This window comes from Caballeronia calidae, from assembly GCF_900044055.2.
GTDB classification, from domain to species: Bacteria; Pseudomonadota; Gammaproteobacteria; order Burkholderiales; family Burkholderiaceae; genus Caballeronia; species Caballeronia calidae.
The window spans coordinates 38631-53067 of record NZ_FCOX02000028.1 but is presented as its reverse complement, the minus strand read 5'-3'; the positions used below and the strand labels follow the sequence as shown (position 1 = coordinate 53067).

Sequence of the window (14437 nt, the reverse complement as noted above, 5' to 3'; positions counted from 1 at the left end):
GATGCCTGCCACTTTGACATTGCGACCGGCTGCGCGGATAGGACGATCCTGCTGCGTTCAACCCCTCATGCCGCCGGATAATGAACGACGGCGGGCGAGATAACGGATGCGCCTTGAGTCAGACGCGCCTCTTCCATCCGGTCATCGCCCATGAGATGGAACACCGTCTCGCCGCGCGCAAGAAGATAGTCCGCGACGATGCGTCTGTGACAACGCCACCAGACCGACTCCGAGCACATCACGGCGCATCGCTGTTTGCGGCCGAGTTTTATCAGATGGTCGAGGCCTTTGTGAAACGAATCGGTTAGCGCGTAGTCCGCGTAATTGTGAAAGCTGCGATTCTCCCAGAAGCCGTTCACATCGGGAGAGATATCTTTTGATTTGCCGCGAAGGCCGCCGAGTTCCGCAATCCGCTCGTATTCGATCTTATGAGGCGCAAGGCTTTCCGGTAACGAGTCCGCGTTGAATTGCGGATTCGTCCTCGATCGCGGAACGGTGCGGATATCGACAAGCAGCTCGACTTCGGCGGTCGCGAGGAGCGCAGCGAGTTCTTCCACGGTGCGCGTGGAGTGTCCGACCGTGTAGAAAGGAAGGTTCATGGTGCTGGCTTCGCGTATCCGGGTCTCAATGGTAGCGCAGCATGTATCGTGCCGCGTGACCCGGCTGTTCGGATGATTCGATATCCGAAGCAAATAAAGCTAGCGATTTGTCGCGCCACGCATACCGAGGCAGGCCAGCCCGACCGCACCGAGTCCCAACGCCGCCACCGCAATCCATAACGCGATCGAGAACGATCCCGTGTGCTCGGCGATCGGCGCCGCAACCAGCGGCCCGACGATCTGTCCCAGACCGTATGCCGCCGTCGCGTAGCCCATCAGTCCCGCCGCGGCTTCACCGCGCAAGCGGCGCGCCTCGCGCATCGCGAACAAGGTGATGGCGGTGAACGGCAAGCCGACCAGCAAGCTGCCGACACCAAAGCCGAGCGCGGTCGGGAACACGATGCCGAGACAGATTCCCGCCGCCTGGATGAGATAGCACGCGGCGGACAGCAGCCGGTTGTCCCACGACAGCGGCAGCCGCGCGGCGACGAGTGCGCCGACGATCAGCGCCAGCCCGAACGCCGGCCAGAACAGATCGGGCCACGGCGACCCCGGCAGTGCCTGTCGCGCGATCACGGGCAGGAAGGTCGCCGTGATGATGTAGCCGAATCCCGCGAGGCTGTACAGGCTGACGAGCCCCGTCGAATCGATGCGCGCCGGCGCGGGCCTGACGTTGGCCGCATGACGCGCGCGGCCATGCGTGGGCGCTGCGTCCCGCGCGAACGCTTTCCATACAAGCGCGCCCGCGATGCCCGAGCAGACCGCGAATCCGATCCACACCATCGGCGCGGGCACGGCGAGGGCAGCCGCCGCCGCACCCAGCAAACCGGTTGCAACGATGCCGACGCCCGGTCCCGCATAGATGACGCCGCCGAGACCGTTGGCATCGAGTTCCGCGAGCCGTCTCAAACCCCATTGCGACGCGAAAACGAACGCCCATGCGCTGACGACGCCCGCCGCGAATCGTATCGCCGCCCACAGCCAGAACACGTGGACGAGGCCCATCGCGAGCGTCAGCACGATCGTCGACGCCAGCGCGAGACGCACCATGCGCGCGTGATCGAGACGGATCGCCGCGCACGACAGCGCGCCGATCAGATATCCGGCGTAATTGGCCGACGCGAGCCATCCGCCGTGACGGATATCGAGTGAGCCGCTTTTGAGCATCAGCGGCAGGAGCGGCGTGAACGCGAAGCGCCCGACGCCGAGCGCCACCGCGAGCACGACGGCGCATGCGAGCGCGGCATGGCGCGCGTTATGGGCAGGCAGCGACGACGTTCGAGCGGGGGAGGCCATGAGTCGATGGTCGGATCGGCAATACGGCGATGCTAACTTGACCGCTGCATCTTGAAAAATGAATAATCGAGATGCCATCAATCTTCTGGAAAGATCATGGATCTCGCTGCATTGACCATCTTTCGGGCCGTGGTCCACGAAAACGGCGTGACGCGGGCGGCCGCCAAGCTCAACCGCGTGCAGTCGAACGTGACCACGCGCATTCGTCAGCTCGAAGAGACGCTCGGCACGGACCTCTTCATCCGCGATGGACGCCGCCTCGTTCTGACACCCGCCGGCGAGACCCTGCTGCCGTATGCGGAGCGGCTGCTTGCGCTCGCGGAAGAGGCGCGCCACGCGGTCAGCGAGAATCGTCCGCAAGGCCGTCTGCGGCTCGGGACGATGGAAAGCACGGCCGCGAGCCGTCTGCCGCGCGTGCTGGCTGCGTATCACCGCCGCTGGCCGCAGGTGACGCTGGAACTGGCAACAGGCGTGACGCGCGCGCTCATCGAGCGCGTTCGCACGTTCGACGTGGACGCGGCGGTGATCGCGCGGCCCCTCGAGTCCGACGCGCTACCTTCCGGCCAGTTCGAGTCCGTGCCCGTGTTCGAAGAGCAACTGGCGCTCGTCACGCCGCGCGGACAGCATCCGGCGGCAATGGCGCGCGATGTCGCCGGGCTCACGCTGGTGGCGTTCGAGCGCGGCTGCGCATACCGCACATATGCGATGCGCTGGTACGAGCAGCAGGGAATCAGACCGGCGCGCGTGCTGGAACTGGGCTCGTATCACGCGATCATCGCGTGCGTGGCGGCGGGAGCGGGCGTCGCGGTGGCGCCGCGCTCCGTGCTCGAACTCGCAGGTCTCGACGGCGAAGTGGATCTGCATCCGATCGGCGAGCTCGGGCGCGTGGATACGCTGCTCGTCTGGCGCAAGGGCCACTTTTCGGCGGCGCTCAACGCGCTGCGCGATTTGCTCGTCGATGGAACCTCACGATCCGGCAATCCGCAGATATTAAGGCATCCGTATGAAGAAGCTACCTCCGTGCGAAGTGCCGGACAAAGCAATAAAAAATCCACGGATGGATCTTGAGCATGGCCATGACGATGGACAGCTTCGGCCGGTGGTCCGAACACATGCCGACCAGATGCGTGAGATGAAGCTTGTTCGAAACGCTGCACAGAATGGGTTTCGCCAGCCGATAGGTCGGCGCCTTGATCGCCGCCTGAAACGCGATCGTTCTGAAGGCGTAGATATATTTCAGTCTGAACAGAAGGTTTCGGTAATTCGGTATCGGCATCGAGGCCGTGCTCTTCTCCACACGGTCCATGATGGCAAAAAGATCCACGATCCTGGGATTGAATCGGGTCGAAATTCCCGATTCCCTATACATGTACGAATACAACGTGTCGGGCATGAGGCGAACGACGTTCGATTTGCCGAGCGTCTGGACCGATACGCATATGTCTTCATAGATCAGGCCAGTGGGATGCTCGACCGCGAGAAAGATCGAGCGCCGCACGAGCTTGTTGAAGCAGTACGCCTGCAGCGATAAGTCCATGATCCGCTCGACGGCCTCCACGCCGGAGATGACGGAGTCCCCCGTTTCGATGCGGTAGTTGATCGTCCCTTCCGGGCTGACGTTCTCGGCGGCGAAGACCACGACGTCCGCATGGTGTCTTTCGGCTTCATCGATGATCCTGCGGATGAGGTCGCAATGCACGTGGTCATCGCTGTCGACACACAGCACGTATTCGCCGCGGGCCGCCTGCGCCGCGATCTTGCGGGTTTCGGCGAGCCCCTTGTTCTCACGGTTTTTAATAAACTGCCACGGAATTCTGCTCTGCCGTTCGAGAATGCGGGCGGTCATTTCTCCTGATCGATCAGGACTGCTATCGTCGACGGCGACTATTTCGAAGTCAGTGGAGGTTTGCGTCAGAAGCGAGTCCAGACATTCTTCGATGTAGGGCTCGACCTTGTACACAGGTAAAAGGACGCTGATTTTCGGCGGAGCTGGCATGAATAATGATCTTTTCGATGCGGGTTCGGCTTAGTTCAGGGAGCGACAAGCGACAATGAGTGTACTTGGATCGCCGCGATGATGTATCAGGGTTGTTCTGCAGTTCTTAAACTGCTGCATTCGCATGCAACCGATGCTGCGACCCACGAAGCGCGTTGTCGTTCAACTGTTTCTACAACGCAAATCGAGATGTTGCAAGTTATCGGCCTGCAATCTGCTCACGAACGCGGTGGAATGCGCCGCCACGTAACGGCTACCGCGATAAAGAACGCAATGTAGGCGAGCGTGAAGATCCACAGCGGTAAGTCGAGATATAGCCAGGCACTGATCCAGCGTTGCAGGAAGCCTTGCGCGCCGGGCGCCGCGGCACGCAAATGGTCTTCCATGACGGTGAGCGGACACGGCAGATCAAGCACGGCAAGTGCCGCGACGATGCCGATGGCGACGATATGCGTCGTTCGAAACACGCGATTTCGTGCCCACCTCCGTTCGAATGCCGCGCCTATCCAAATCGCGATCAGACCGCCGACGATGAACAATACGATCAGCGCGTGCAGAACGAGAACCATATCGGCGAGCGAAATCATGGCGTGATCGCTCGATATCGCAGGTTATCGACTATCCCGCCTTCTCATCCCCAGCACGAAGCCTGCCAGCAAGCCTGCGATGAGAATAATTGCGCCGGGCCACCACGCGGATATCGTCGGCACTGCATCGAATCGCCCCTGTGGGGCGACGACGGCGGCAATTTCGCGGGCGTCGATTTGCGTCATGTGCGGGATCTCGTCGATCCCATAGACACAGATTTCGCCAGTCGGCAGTGCGCAGAATCGCGCGGCAGGGCATTGCTTCAGGATTTTCTGCGGCGCGCCTTCGCCACACACGGCACCCGCGCCTTTCAGGACCTGGAGCGTCACGTCGGGATATTTCGTGATTTGTTCAGGCATCGAATGGACTCCTTGCCGGCCGATAGCGCGCTCAAAGACGCTTGTCGAGCGGAAATGCAAGGGTTTCCACGGATAAAGGTTTCAGCGTGGAAACCTTACTCAATCGATTCGGGCGCGCGCACGAAACTTGAAATTCCTTCGCGCATAGAAGCGCTCGAGCTCATGCTTCTTCGGCCGCACGCCTGTAAAAACTTCGACGTAATCCGGAATGCGCTTCATTCTGACCGACATGTCCTCGCGCGGCTTGGTCGATACATAACCCGCCTGCGTGAAATATGCCACCCTCGCACGGATATCCGCGACGCGCGGCGCGTAGTCGAAACGCGCGAACAAGGCAGTCAGCGCCGAAATGCGTTGCTCGTCGTCCTCCGCCAACTGATCGGCGATCTCCGGCGCCTGCTGGGCCCAACTGCGGATCGCGGCTTCGAAGCGCGAGTCGAAGATCGTGTCGTCGAACCAGCAATCGAACACGTTCAACATCGCTTCGCACACGGTGTCCGCATACGCTTCCGTGCGTTCGATCCAGTTGCCCGTGTTCTTCTGCTTCCATCGGCCGAGCAGGGCGGAAAGCAGTTCCTCACGATCCTTGAAGAACCAGTAGAAACTGGTTCGCGAAACATTGAGCTTCTTTCCGAGAGGCAGTATGCGCACTGCATCCACGCCTCCTTCGAGAAGACTTTCATAGGCCGCGTCCAGCCACATGTCGGCTGAACCGCGCACTACCTCGAGCGTCTGGTCCATAACATCGTTTCTCTTATCGATCATGCCCCCGCGCGTCGGCTGAAGGCGAGGGCCTCACACTTTGAATGTACACCAATGTCTCCCTACTTGACACATGTGTACAGCAGTTCTACTCTCCCTTAATAACTGTCGTGTCGTCCCCCGCTCGCTTCGAAGAGGTATCCATGTCCACGGATCCGTTGCTGCAGCCCTACACGTTGAAACATCTGACGTTCAGAAACCGGATCATGACCACGTCGCATGAACCGGCGTATGCCGAGGACGGCATGCCGAAGGAGCGCTATCGCGCTTACCACGTGGAGCGGGCAAAAGCGGGCATAGCATTGACGATGACCGCCGGTTCTGCTGCGATCTCGAAAGACAGTCCGCCTGTCTTCAACAACATTCTTGCGTATCAGGATGAAGTCGTGCCGTGGATGAAGGATCTCGTCGACGAGTGCCACGAGCACGGCGCAAAGGTGATGATCCAGTTGACGCATCTCGGCCGCCGCACGCGCTGGGACAAGGGCGACTGGCTTCCGGCCGTCTCGCCGTCGCATAACCGCGAGCCGGCGCATCGGGCTTTCCCGAAGAAGCTGGAGGACTGGGACATCGAGCGCATCGTCCGCGACTTCGCCGACGCGGCGGAGCGCATGAAAGCCGCGGGGCTCGACGGGCTGGAAATAGAATCGTACGGTCACCTGATGGATCAGTTCTGGTCGCCGCTGACCAACACGCTCGAAGGCCCGTACGGCGGCCCGCTCGAAAATCGCATGCGCTTCACGTTCGACGTGCTTCGCGCGATCCGCGAGCGCGTCGGCGAGCGCTTTCTCGTCGGCATTCGCTACACGGCCGATGAGATGATCGCGGGCGGCATTACGAAGGAAGAAGGCATCGAGATCTCGAAGCGCCTGAAAGACAGCGGTCTCGTCGACTTTCTCAACGTGATTCGCGGACATCTGGAAACCGACGCGGGCCTCACGGACATCATCCCGATCATGGGGATGAAGAGCGCGCCGCACCTCGATTTCGCGGGCGAGATCAAGCAGGCGACGGACTTTCCCACGTTCCATGCGGCGCGTATCCAGGACGTCGCCACGGCGCGCTATGCCATCGAGTCGGGCAAGATCGATATGGTCGGCATGACGCGCGCGCACATGACCGATCCGCATATCGTGCGCAAGATCATCGAGCGCAGGGAAGACGATATCCGGCCTTGCGTGGGCGCGAATTACTGTCTCGACCGCATCTATCAGGGCGGCGCGGCGCTGTGCATCCATAACGCCGCAACGGGCCGCGAACTGGAGATGCCGCATACGATCCAGCCCGCCGCGACGAAGCGCAGGATCGTCATCGTGGGCGCGGGGCCGGCGGGCCTCGAAGCCGCGCGCGTGGCGGGCGAACGAGGCCACGACGTGGTCGTGCTCGAAGCGATGAACGATCCCGGCGGACAGATTCGCCTCACCGCGCAGAACGCGCGTCGCAAGGAGATGATCGGCATCATCGACTGGCGCATGGCGCAGTGCGAGAAGCTCGGCGTGCGCTTCAGGTTCAATACGTGGGCAGATAGGGATACGGTGCTCGCGGAGCAGCCCGACGTGGTGATCGTCGCGACCGGCGGCATGCCGCACACGGAGGTCTGCAGCGAAGGCAACGAACATGTCGTCTCTTCATGGGACATCATTTCGGGCGACGTGAAGCCCGGCGCCAATGTGCTGATCTTCGACGATGCCGGCGATCACGCCGCGCTGCAGGCCGCCGAAACGATCGCGCAGGCCGGCGGCAAGGTGGAGGTGATGACGCCGGACCGCACGTTCTCGCCCGAAGTGATGAGCATGAACCTCGTGCCCTATATGCGCGCGCTGCAGAATCTCGCGACGACGTTCACGGTCACGTTTCGCCTCGAAGCCGTTCGCCGCGAAGGGAACGAACTGGTTGCGACGATCGGAAGCGATTACGGCGGCGTTCGCAAGGAGCAGCGCTACGATCAGATCGTCGTCAATCACGGCACGATTCCGATGGACGAACTGTACTTCGAGCTCAAGCCGCTATCGAAGAATCGCGGCGCGGTGAACTACGACGATCTCATCGATGGCAAGCCGCAGACCGAAGAGACCAATCCCGAAGGTCGCTTCCAGTTGTTCAGGATCGGCGATGCGGTAGCGGCGCGCAACACGCATGCGGCGATATATGACGCGCTTCGCCTGGTCAAGGATCTATAGGCGTTCGGGGACTCGTCTGCTTCTCGATCAGCTCATCCCATTGCGCGCTTTTCGGATCGGAGAAATCCATCCGCGAGGTCGGCGGCGCGCAGCCCTTTCCTTCGGCAGGCTCAGGCTAAACTACGGATCGCACGCGTTGGTTTCGCAGGCGCTGAATCATCCCCGCCGCACGAAGCCAGCGAACCAAACGATCCTCTGATCAATGAAAGGAAAGGAGAGACCTCATGCCGAGCCTCGAGCGAGAGCGCGAGCGACCGGCCAGCCTAATCGACTCTGTCTGGCGCATGATGCTTCGCCTCGGATTTCGACTCGCTCGCGTCTGGTGGCACATTCGACGACCTCGTCATGAGGGCGCGCTAGTAGCGATCTACGTCGGGCAGGCGCTGTTGCTGGTGAAGTCATCGTACCGGGCCGAATGGAATTTTCCCGGCGGTAGCCTCGAGCCCGGAGAGGCGCCCGATGCAGCGGCACAGCGCGAATTGAAGGAGGAGATCGGTCTCCCGTCGTACCCGTTACGCCCCGCGGGCAGTGTCTGCGGTACTTGGGACGGGCGAAGAGATGAGGTGCATTTCTTTGAACTGCACCTCGATCGCATACCCGAGCTGCGACTCGATAACCGCGAGATTATCGACGTGCATCTGGCATCGCCGGAGGAATTGAGCGGCATCGCACTGACAGGGGCGGTCGTTGCGTATCTCGGCGGAGCGCTTTGTAGATAGTTTGCCTTTGTCTTTCGAAACACAGTCTCACCGCAGCGTTGATTCATTCCGCTATTGGCGATACTCTTGGATCGTTCGTGGCCATCCCATGCTGATCAACCCGGAGGCACCGTTTCGTGAAACGAGCGCGGGCTTTCTCATGCATCATTGTCTTCAGCGCGATCCTCGGCGGATGCGGAAAGGACGGATCGCGAAGTGCCGTTCAGGAGCAGGGCGCATCTGCGAGTCAGGCGCCGGTGCCGCCCGGGCAGGCCGCGAGCGACACCGCCGCCGCATCGGGTGCGCAGGCGAAGGGCGCACTAACCTCGGTCAATAAGTCGCAGTTGCCGTCGGAAGCAGCAGAGACGCTGCGTCTGATCAAGGCGGGCGGCCCTTTCCCATTCAGCGAGGACGGTGTCCTGTTCCGCAACAGCTCCGTATTGCTGCCGCAGCATCCGCGCGGCTATTACCACGCATACACGGTTCGAACACCTGGCTCGGCGGATCGCGGGCAGCGCCGCATCGTATGTGGTGGACCGCGCAGGCAAATCGGCGACTGCTATTACACCGAAGACTATTACGCCAGTTTCAAGCGCATTGCGGAATAACTTCAGCCAATGAAAACGCCCCGGGCCGTCCATAAGATCGGCACCGGGGCGTTGTGCTTTCACAGACCGCGCCGCAAGGGCGCGCTTCTTCATGATCGACAGATCATGCCGACGCAATCGGCAAAGCTTGCGTTATCGCGCGAATGAATCGCGAATTGCGGACGAAACACTTTCAGCCTAACGCGATTGCATCGGCTTGCCGTGCGGCATTTGTACTCATCCCCGACATTGCTCAATCGTAGTTGACGATAGTCACGAAGATCGTGAATCGATGTTGTTGTCTCGTTAAAGATTCACTGAGAATGCATCAAATCACGCATCGCCCTATCCGCGAACCACCTCGCTTCAACGCGTGTTCCCCGCGTCATTGATTACATAAGGAGAAGGATCCGTGTTTTGCTACCAATGCGAACAAACCGACCGCACCAATGGACAACCCGGCTGCGCCTCAGCGAAAGGCAACTGCGGCAAGGATGCGACTACCGCGGATTTGCAAGACCTGCTGGTGCATGCTTTAAGAGGTATCGGACAGTACGGCGCGCTTGTTCGTGCTTTGGGTGAGCCGGATCGAGAGGCAGATCGCTTTATTCTCTTTGGGCTCTTCACCACCCTGACCAACGTCAATTTCAACGCTGGCCGATTCACCGCCATGCTGCGGGAAGCCGCCATTACGCGCGATCGTGTCAGGGCCAGGTGTGAGGAACTCGCGCAAGCGCGCGGAATGTCGATCGAACAATTGTCCGGCCCCGCCGCCTGGCAGCCGGCCGGATCATTGCCCGAATTGCTTGCTCAAGCGAGCACGGTGGGCATTCAGGAAGGCCTCGAGCAAGTGGGTGAGGATGTTATCGGCTTGCGCGCACTGGTTCTTTATGGACTCAAGGGCGTAGCGGCTTACGCACATCATGCGCGAGTGCTCGACTATGAGAGCGAGGAGGTCTACGCCGGTGTAGAGGGCACGCTGGAGTTTCTTGCCCGCAATCCCACGGACGTCAATGCGTTGCTGGCGCAGGCCCTCGAACTGGGGCGACTGAATCTCAAGGTCATGGAGTTGCTCGATGCTGCAAACACGGGTCGCTTCGGCACGCCGCAGCCGACCCCTGTACGTGTGACGCCGGTGGCCGGCAAGGCCATTCTCGTATCCGGTCACGATCTCGGTGATCTGCATGCGCTTCTGGAAGCCACCAAGGGCACCGGTATCCAGGTCTATACGCACGGCGAGATGCTGCCTGCGCACGGCTATCCGATGCTCAATGCCTACGATCATCTGGCAGGCAATTACGGCGGAGCCTGGCAAGACCAGCAGAGCGATTTCACGAAGTTCCCCGGACCGATTCTGATGACGTCCAACTGCATCGTCGAGCCGTTGCCGATGTACCGTCAGCGTATCTTCACGACGGGTCCGGTGGGCTGGTCCGGCGTGCGCCATCTCGCGGATCACGACTTCACGACGCTCATTCAGGCGGCACGAGCGCTGCCTGGCTTCCGCGAGACGGCGCCCGTCGAAACCATCACCGTCGGCTTTGGGCATGACGCTGTTCTGGGTGTCGCCGATAAGGTCATCGATGCCGTCAAGGCTGGAAAGATTCAGCATTTCTTTTTGATCGGCGGATGCGACGGCGCCGCGCCCGGGCGCAACTATTACACGGAGTTCGCTCAACAGGCTCCGGACAACACGGTCGTGATGACGCTCGGCTGCAACAAGTACCGTTTCAATCGTCACGCGTTCGGTGATATCGATGGCATTCCGCGTCTGCTCGATATCGGTCAGTGCAACGATAGCTATTCGGCGATCAAGATCGCGACTGCGCTGGCAGGCGCGTTCGGTTGCGGCGTGAACGATCTCCCGTTGTCGCTGGTGATTTCATGGTTCGAACAGAAAGCGGCAGCGGTGCTGCTTACGCTTCTTGCTCTCGGAATCCGCAACATCAGGCTTGGGCCGACGCTTCCCGCGTTTCTCACGCCGAACGCACTCGGCATCCTGGTGCAGCAGTTCGGCATCCAGCCCATCGGTGATGCCCGAACCGATCTCGCCGTGGCACTCGCGCCTCGGGCAGCGTGAGAAGCGAGGGCGCACCCATGACCTGTCAAATCGAGATCACGACCCGCGACGGAATGCAGTTCGGCTTTGGCTGCGAGGCTGACCGGGATCTGCTGTCGGCGGCTGCGGAGGCGGACTATACGTTGCCGTCTCAATGCCGCAATGGCAGTTGCGGCTCGTGTCATGCAACCGTGGCCGAAGGTGACTACGATCTTCGGGAACACAGTGCGAATGCGTTGCCGCGCGGTGAACCGGATGCGATCCTGCTATGCCGCACGGTGCCGCGCAGCGACCTGCGCATCGTCGTGCCTTACGACAGCAGCAAAGTGCTGCGCGAACCGGTGCCGGTTCGCACCGGGCGCATCGTATCGCTCGAGTGCGTGGCCACGGACACCATGCATCTCGCGTTGCTCATCGACCCCGACGATACGTATGGCAGTGCCGTGCAATTCGAAGCCGGCCAGTTTGCCGAACTCGAGATTCCGGGAAGTGACGTGCGCCGCCCCTATTCGATCGCGAATACGAGCAACTGGGACGGGCGCCTGGAATTCGCCATCAGGTTACAGCCGCAAGGAAGGTTTTCAACGTGGCTGCGGGAAAGCGCGGAGATCGGCGACGCGCTCACCGTGCGGGGTCCGCAAGGCGGCTTCGGATTGATTGGGGGCAGCCTGCGGCCGCGTTGGTTCGTGGCAGGAGGAACAGGACTCGCGCCGATCATCGCGATCTTGCGGCGCATGGCCGAATATCAGGAGATGGACGAAGCCAGGCTTTTCTTCGGCGTGACGTTCGAGAGCGAGCTCTTCATGCTCGATGAACTGGCGCAACTGCAAGCTTCGATGCCACAGCTACAGGTCACGCTCTGCGTCTGGCGAGCGGAAGAAAACTGGGGCGGTTTCTCCGGCACGCCAGCCGATGCATTGAAGCTGGCGCTGGCGGAAGCCAGTGCGTGTCCGGATATCTATGTTTGCGGGCCGCCTGCGCTCGTGAATGCCGCGCGGGATGCAGCCGTTGCTGAACATGTGCCCGCCGGCCAGTTCGTGAGTGAACGCTTCGTGTCCTGATATCGCGGTATCGAGCGGTTGCCTCGGTCTGGAGGCTAAGCTTGCGCGTCAATGGCCGAGGCCATCGACGCGATCTTCAAACTTCGGGCAAGAGCGATTCCGTCCTCTGTCGCAAACGTTTGGCATTCTATTTCTTACGAACGGCCGTCAAGTCTGTGCAAACGCGGCCGTTTACACGTGGATGAAAAGACGCGGCCTATCCGGCAAGCGTCACTCCCAGGCGCCAGGCTCGCCGCGCGAACAGCACGCGGCATCCCGCGGCGGCATACGGGAATCTCTTCAACCCGTTTGAATGCCACTCGCATGCGTTTGATTCACAGCAGGACGCGTCTCGCCGGTCTCACCGCCGCGGCGCTCGTATCGTTTTCGTCGTGCGCCTACGCCGACGATCCACCCGTCGTGCCGCTCACCGGCGGCAAGCTGCTGCTGACGGGCGGCGTCTCGGAAGTCGAAGGCGCCGCGGGCGGCGGGCTCACGCCGTGGGCCGTGATCGGCGGCTACGGCACCGCGAGCCAGCTCGGCGCGAATGCGCACGGCACCTATATCCGCACCCAGGACTACGCGCTCGGCACGTGGGGCCTGACCGTGGGCGTTGCGAATCGCGTGGAGCTGTCGCTCGCGCGCCAGAGCTTCGATACGCGCGATGCCGGCGCGCAACTCGGTCTCGGCGAGAACTTCAAGTTCAACCAGAACATCTTCGGCGTGAAGGTGCGCGTGCTCGGCGATGCCGTGCTCGACCAGGACACGTGGATTCCGCAAATCGCGGCGGGCGTGCAATTCAAGCACAACGAGCAAGGCAATATCGTGAAAGCAATCGGTGCGACGAGCAATTCCGGCACCGACTTCTATCTTTCCGCGACGAAGCTCCTGCTCGCGCAAAGTCTTCTGCTCAACGGCACGCTGCGCTTCACGAAGGCGAACCAGTTCGGCCTGCTCGGATTCGGCGGCGACAAGTCCAACGCGTATCACCCGGAGTTCGAGTCATCGGTGGCGTATCTGCTGTCGAAGAATGTCGCGATTGGCGGCGAATATCGCATGAAGCCGAACAATCTCTCGTTCGCGCGCGAGCAGGACGCTTACGACGCGTTCATCGCGTGGGCGCCGAACAAGCATGTCTCGCTGACGGCCGCGTATGTCGCGCTCGGCGATATCGCGACCATGAACAACCAGCGCGGCCTCTATGTCTCCTTGCAGGCGGGGTTCTGATGATGAAGATGCAGCACGCCGCCTTCGCGGTTCTATTGCTCGCGAGCGTCAGCGCGAACGCGGACGACGCCCTCTACAGGCAGTTCGGTGAAAAAGAAGGTCTGACGAAGATCGTCGACGATATGTACGACAACGTGCTCGCCGACCCGCGCACCGCGCCGTATTTCGACGACGCGCCCGTGAAGCGCATCAAGCAGAAGATCGTCGAGCAATTCTGCGTGCTGCTCGACGGCCCGTGTGTTTATACCGGCCGCAACATGAAGCGCACGCACGAAGGCCAGAACATCGACCGTGCCGCGTTCAACGCGGTCATCGAAGATCTGCAGGCCGCGATGGACAAGAACGGCGTTCCCTTCCACGCGCAAAACAGGCTGCTCGCGAAACTCGCGCCGATGTACCGCGACGTGCAGGATCGCGAATGAACAAGCTCACATCCATGCATTCTCTTTCAAGCTTCTTCGCGGCATTCGCGATGACCGCCACGCTCGCGCACGCCGCGAATGTCCGCGTGCAAGTGGTCGATCAGGCCGGCGCGCCCGTGCCTGACGCCATCGTCTATGCGCTGCCCGCGAGCGGCAAGCTGCCATCGACGAAGCCTGCCGGCGCGGTCATCGACCAGATCAGGCGCCGCTTCGTGCCGATGGTCTCGGCCGTGCAGACGGGCGCGTCGGTGACGTTCCCGAACAAGGACAACATCGAGCACGACGTCTATTCGTTCTCGCCGCCCAAGCGCTTCGAGCTGAACTTGTATCACGGCATTCCGGCGAATCCTGTCGTCTTCGACAAGCCCGGCCTCGTCGTGATGGGCTGCAATATCCACGATTCGATGGTCGCGTATCTGCTGATCGTCGATACCCCGTGGTTCGCGAAGACCGACGCGAGCGGCGCCGCGACGATCGAAAACCTGCCCGCCGATGCGTACAAGGTGGTTGCGTGGCATTTCCGCCAGCGCGACGTGAATGCGCAGCCGACGCATAAGCTCGCCGTCGCCGCCGACGCCAACGCCAACGCGAAGTTCGCCCTCGACCTGAAGCCCGCCGAATAGG

At 61.3% G+C, this 14437-nt stretch carries 15 protein-coding genes; 9 read left to right on the top strand and 6 right to left on the bottom strand.

Annotation, left to right across the window (positions count from 1 at the left end):
* Positions 1-65: 65 nt before the first annotated feature.
* Together AWB78_RS23590 and AWB78_RS23585 are read right to left on the bottom strand one after the other, a co-directional pair.
* A complete protein-coding gene (locus AWB78_RS23590; protein ID WP_062608404.1) occupies positions 66-599 on the bottom strand; it encodes a DUF488 domain-containing protein in 534 nt (177 codons plus the stop codon).
* 99 nt (positions 600-698) lie between these two features.
* Positions 699-1895, bottom strand: a complete 1197-nt coding sequence (locus tag AWB78_RS23585; protein ID WP_062608403.1) for a YbfB/YjiJ family MFS transporter — start codon at positions 1893-1895, stop codon at positions 699-701.
* A 96-nt stretch (positions 1896-1991) separates the two neighbouring features.
* Here AWB78_RS23585 and AWB78_RS23580 point away from each other — a divergent pair, with 96 nt between their 5' ends.
* Positions 1992-2963 (top strand): LysR family transcriptional regulator, encoded by a 972-nt coding sequence (locus AWB78_RS23580; RefSeq protein WP_082883406.1) that lies wholly within the window; start codon positions 1992-1994, stop codon positions 2961-2963.
* Here AWB78_RS23580 and AWB78_RS23575 read toward each other — a convergent pair.
* From AWB78_RS23575 to AWB78_RS23560, 4 genes are all read right to left on the bottom strand, one after another.
* Entirely contained in the window at positions 2908-3891 is a 984-nt protein-coding gene (locus AWB78_RS23575) for a glycosyltransferase family 2 protein (protein ID WP_062608402.1), read from the bottom strand. The two genes, AWB78_RS23580 and AWB78_RS23575, sit on opposite strands and share 56 nt — an antisense overlap.
* Positions 3892-4109: 218 nt before the next feature.
* Complete coding sequence (locus AWB78_RS23570) at positions 4110-4478, bottom strand: DUF2784 domain-containing protein (protein ID WP_062608401.1); 369 nt, start codon at positions 4476-4478, stop codon at positions 4110-4112.
* A 24-nt stretch (positions 4479-4502) separates the two neighbouring features.
* Positions 4503-4838 (bottom strand): hypothetical protein, encoded by a 336-nt coding sequence (locus AWB78_RS23565; protein ID WP_062608400.1) that lies wholly within the window; start codon positions 4836-4838, stop codon positions 4503-4505.
* Positions 4839-4937: 99 nt separating this feature from the next.
* Positions 4938-5579 (bottom strand): TetR/AcrR family transcriptional regulator, encoded by a 642-nt coding sequence (locus AWB78_RS23560; RefSeq protein WP_062608399.1) that lies wholly within the window; start codon positions 5577-5579, stop codon positions 4938-4940.
* Positions 5580-5743: 164 nt separating this feature from the next.
* Here AWB78_RS23560 and AWB78_RS23555 point away from each other — a divergent pair, with 164 nt between their 5' ends.
* From AWB78_RS23555 to AWB78_RS23520, 8 genes are all read left to right on the top strand, one after another.
* Entirely contained in the window at positions 5744-7780 is a 2037-nt protein-coding gene (locus AWB78_RS23555; RefSeq protein WP_062608398.1) for an NADH:flavin oxidoreductase, read from the top strand.
* 224 nt (positions 7781-8004) lie between these two features.
* The gene (locus tag AWB78_RS23550) at positions 8005-8499 is read left to right on the top strand and encodes an NUDIX domain-containing protein (RefSeq protein ID WP_062608397.1); all 495 of its coding nucleotides are present in this window, start codon (positions 8005-8007) and stop codon (positions 8497-8499) included.
* A gap of 116 nt (positions 8500-8615) precedes the next feature.
* A complete protein-coding gene (locus tag AWB78_RS23545; RefSeq protein WP_062608396.1) occupies positions 8616-9086 on the top strand; it encodes a ribonuclease in 471 nt (156 codons plus the stop codon).
* A 391-nt stretch (positions 9087-9477) separates the two neighbouring features.
* Positions 9478-11145 (top strand): hydroxylamine reductase, encoded by a 1668-nt coding sequence (gene hcp / locus AWB78_RS23540; RefSeq protein ID WP_062608395.1) that lies wholly within the window; start codon positions 9478-9480, stop codon positions 11143-11145.
* A gap of 17 nt (positions 11146-11162) precedes the next feature.
* Positions 11163-12185, top strand: a complete 1023-nt coding sequence (locus AWB78_RS23535; protein WP_062608394.1) for an FAD-binding oxidoreductase — start codon at positions 11163-11165, stop codon at positions 12183-12185.
* Positions 12186-12488: 303 nt separating this feature from the next.
* On the top strand, positions 12489-13391 hold the full coding sequence (locus AWB78_RS23530) for a DUF3034 family protein (protein WP_062608393.1): 903 nt from the start codon (positions 12489-12491) through the stop codon (positions 13389-13391).
* Positions 13391-13813, top strand: a complete 423-nt coding sequence (locus tag AWB78_RS23525) for a group I truncated hemoglobin (RefSeq protein WP_232477828.1) — start codon at positions 13391-13393, stop codon at positions 13811-13813. Before AWB78_RS23530 ends, AWB78_RS23525 begins: the two co-directional genes overlap by 1 nt.
* Positions 13810-14436, top strand: a complete 627-nt coding sequence (locus AWB78_RS23520; RefSeq protein ID WP_232477825.1) for a methylamine utilization protein — start codon at positions 13810-13812, stop codon at positions 14434-14436. The genes AWB78_RS23525 and AWB78_RS23520 overlap by 4 nt, the downstream gene beginning before the upstream one ends.
* Position 14437 lies beyond the last annotated feature (1 nt).

Coding starts and splice junctions, on each gene's coding strand:
- AWB78_RS23590 (WP_062608404.1), bottom strand. CDS start 599: ATGAACCTTCCTTTCTACACGGTCGGACACTCCACGCGCACCGTGGAA.
- AWB78_RS23585 (WP_062608403.1), bottom strand. CDS start 1,895: ATGGCCTCCCCCGCTCGAACGTCGTCGCTGCCTGCCCATAACGCGCGC.
- AWB78_RS23580 (WP_082883406.1), top strand. CDS start 1,992: ATGGATCTCGCTGCATTGACCATCTTTCGGGCCGTGGTCCACGAAAAC.
- AWB78_RS23575 (WP_062608402.1), bottom strand. CDS start 3,891: ATGCCAGCTCCGCCGAAAATCAGCGTCCTTTTACCTGTGTACAAGGTC.
- AWB78_RS23570 (WP_062608401.1), bottom strand. CDS start 4,478: ATGATTTCGCTCGCCGATATGGTTCTCGTTCTGCACGCGCTGATCGTA.
- AWB78_RS23565 (WP_062608400.1), bottom strand. CDS start 4,838: ATGCCTGAACAAATCACGAAATATCCCGACGTGACGCTCCAGGTCCTG.
- AWB78_RS23560 (WP_062608399.1), bottom strand. CDS start 5,579: ATGGACCAGACGCTCGAGGTAGTGCGCGGTTCAGCCGACATGTGGCTG.
- AWB78_RS23555 (WP_062608398.1), top strand. CDS start 5,744: ATGTCCACGGATCCGTTGCTGCAGCCCTACACGTTGAAACATCTGACG.
- AWB78_RS23550 (WP_062608397.1), top strand. CDS start 8,005: ATGCCGAGCCTCGAGCGAGAGCGCGAGCGACCGGCCAGCCTAATCGAC.
- AWB78_RS23535 (WP_062608394.1), top strand. CDS start 11,163: ATGACCTGTCAAATCGAGATCACGACCCGCGACGGAATGCAGTTCGGC.
- AWB78_RS23530 (WP_062608393.1), top strand. CDS start 12,489: ATGCGTTTGATTCACAGCAGGACGCGTCTCGCCGGTCTCACCGCCGCG.
- AWB78_RS23525 (WP_232477828.1), top strand. CDS start 13,391: ATGATGAAGATGCAGCACGCCGCCTTCGCGGTTCTATTGCTCGCGAGC.
- AWB78_RS23520 (WP_232477825.1), top strand. CDS start 13,810: ATGAACAAGCTCACATCCATGCATTCTCTTTCAAGCTTCTTCGCGGCA.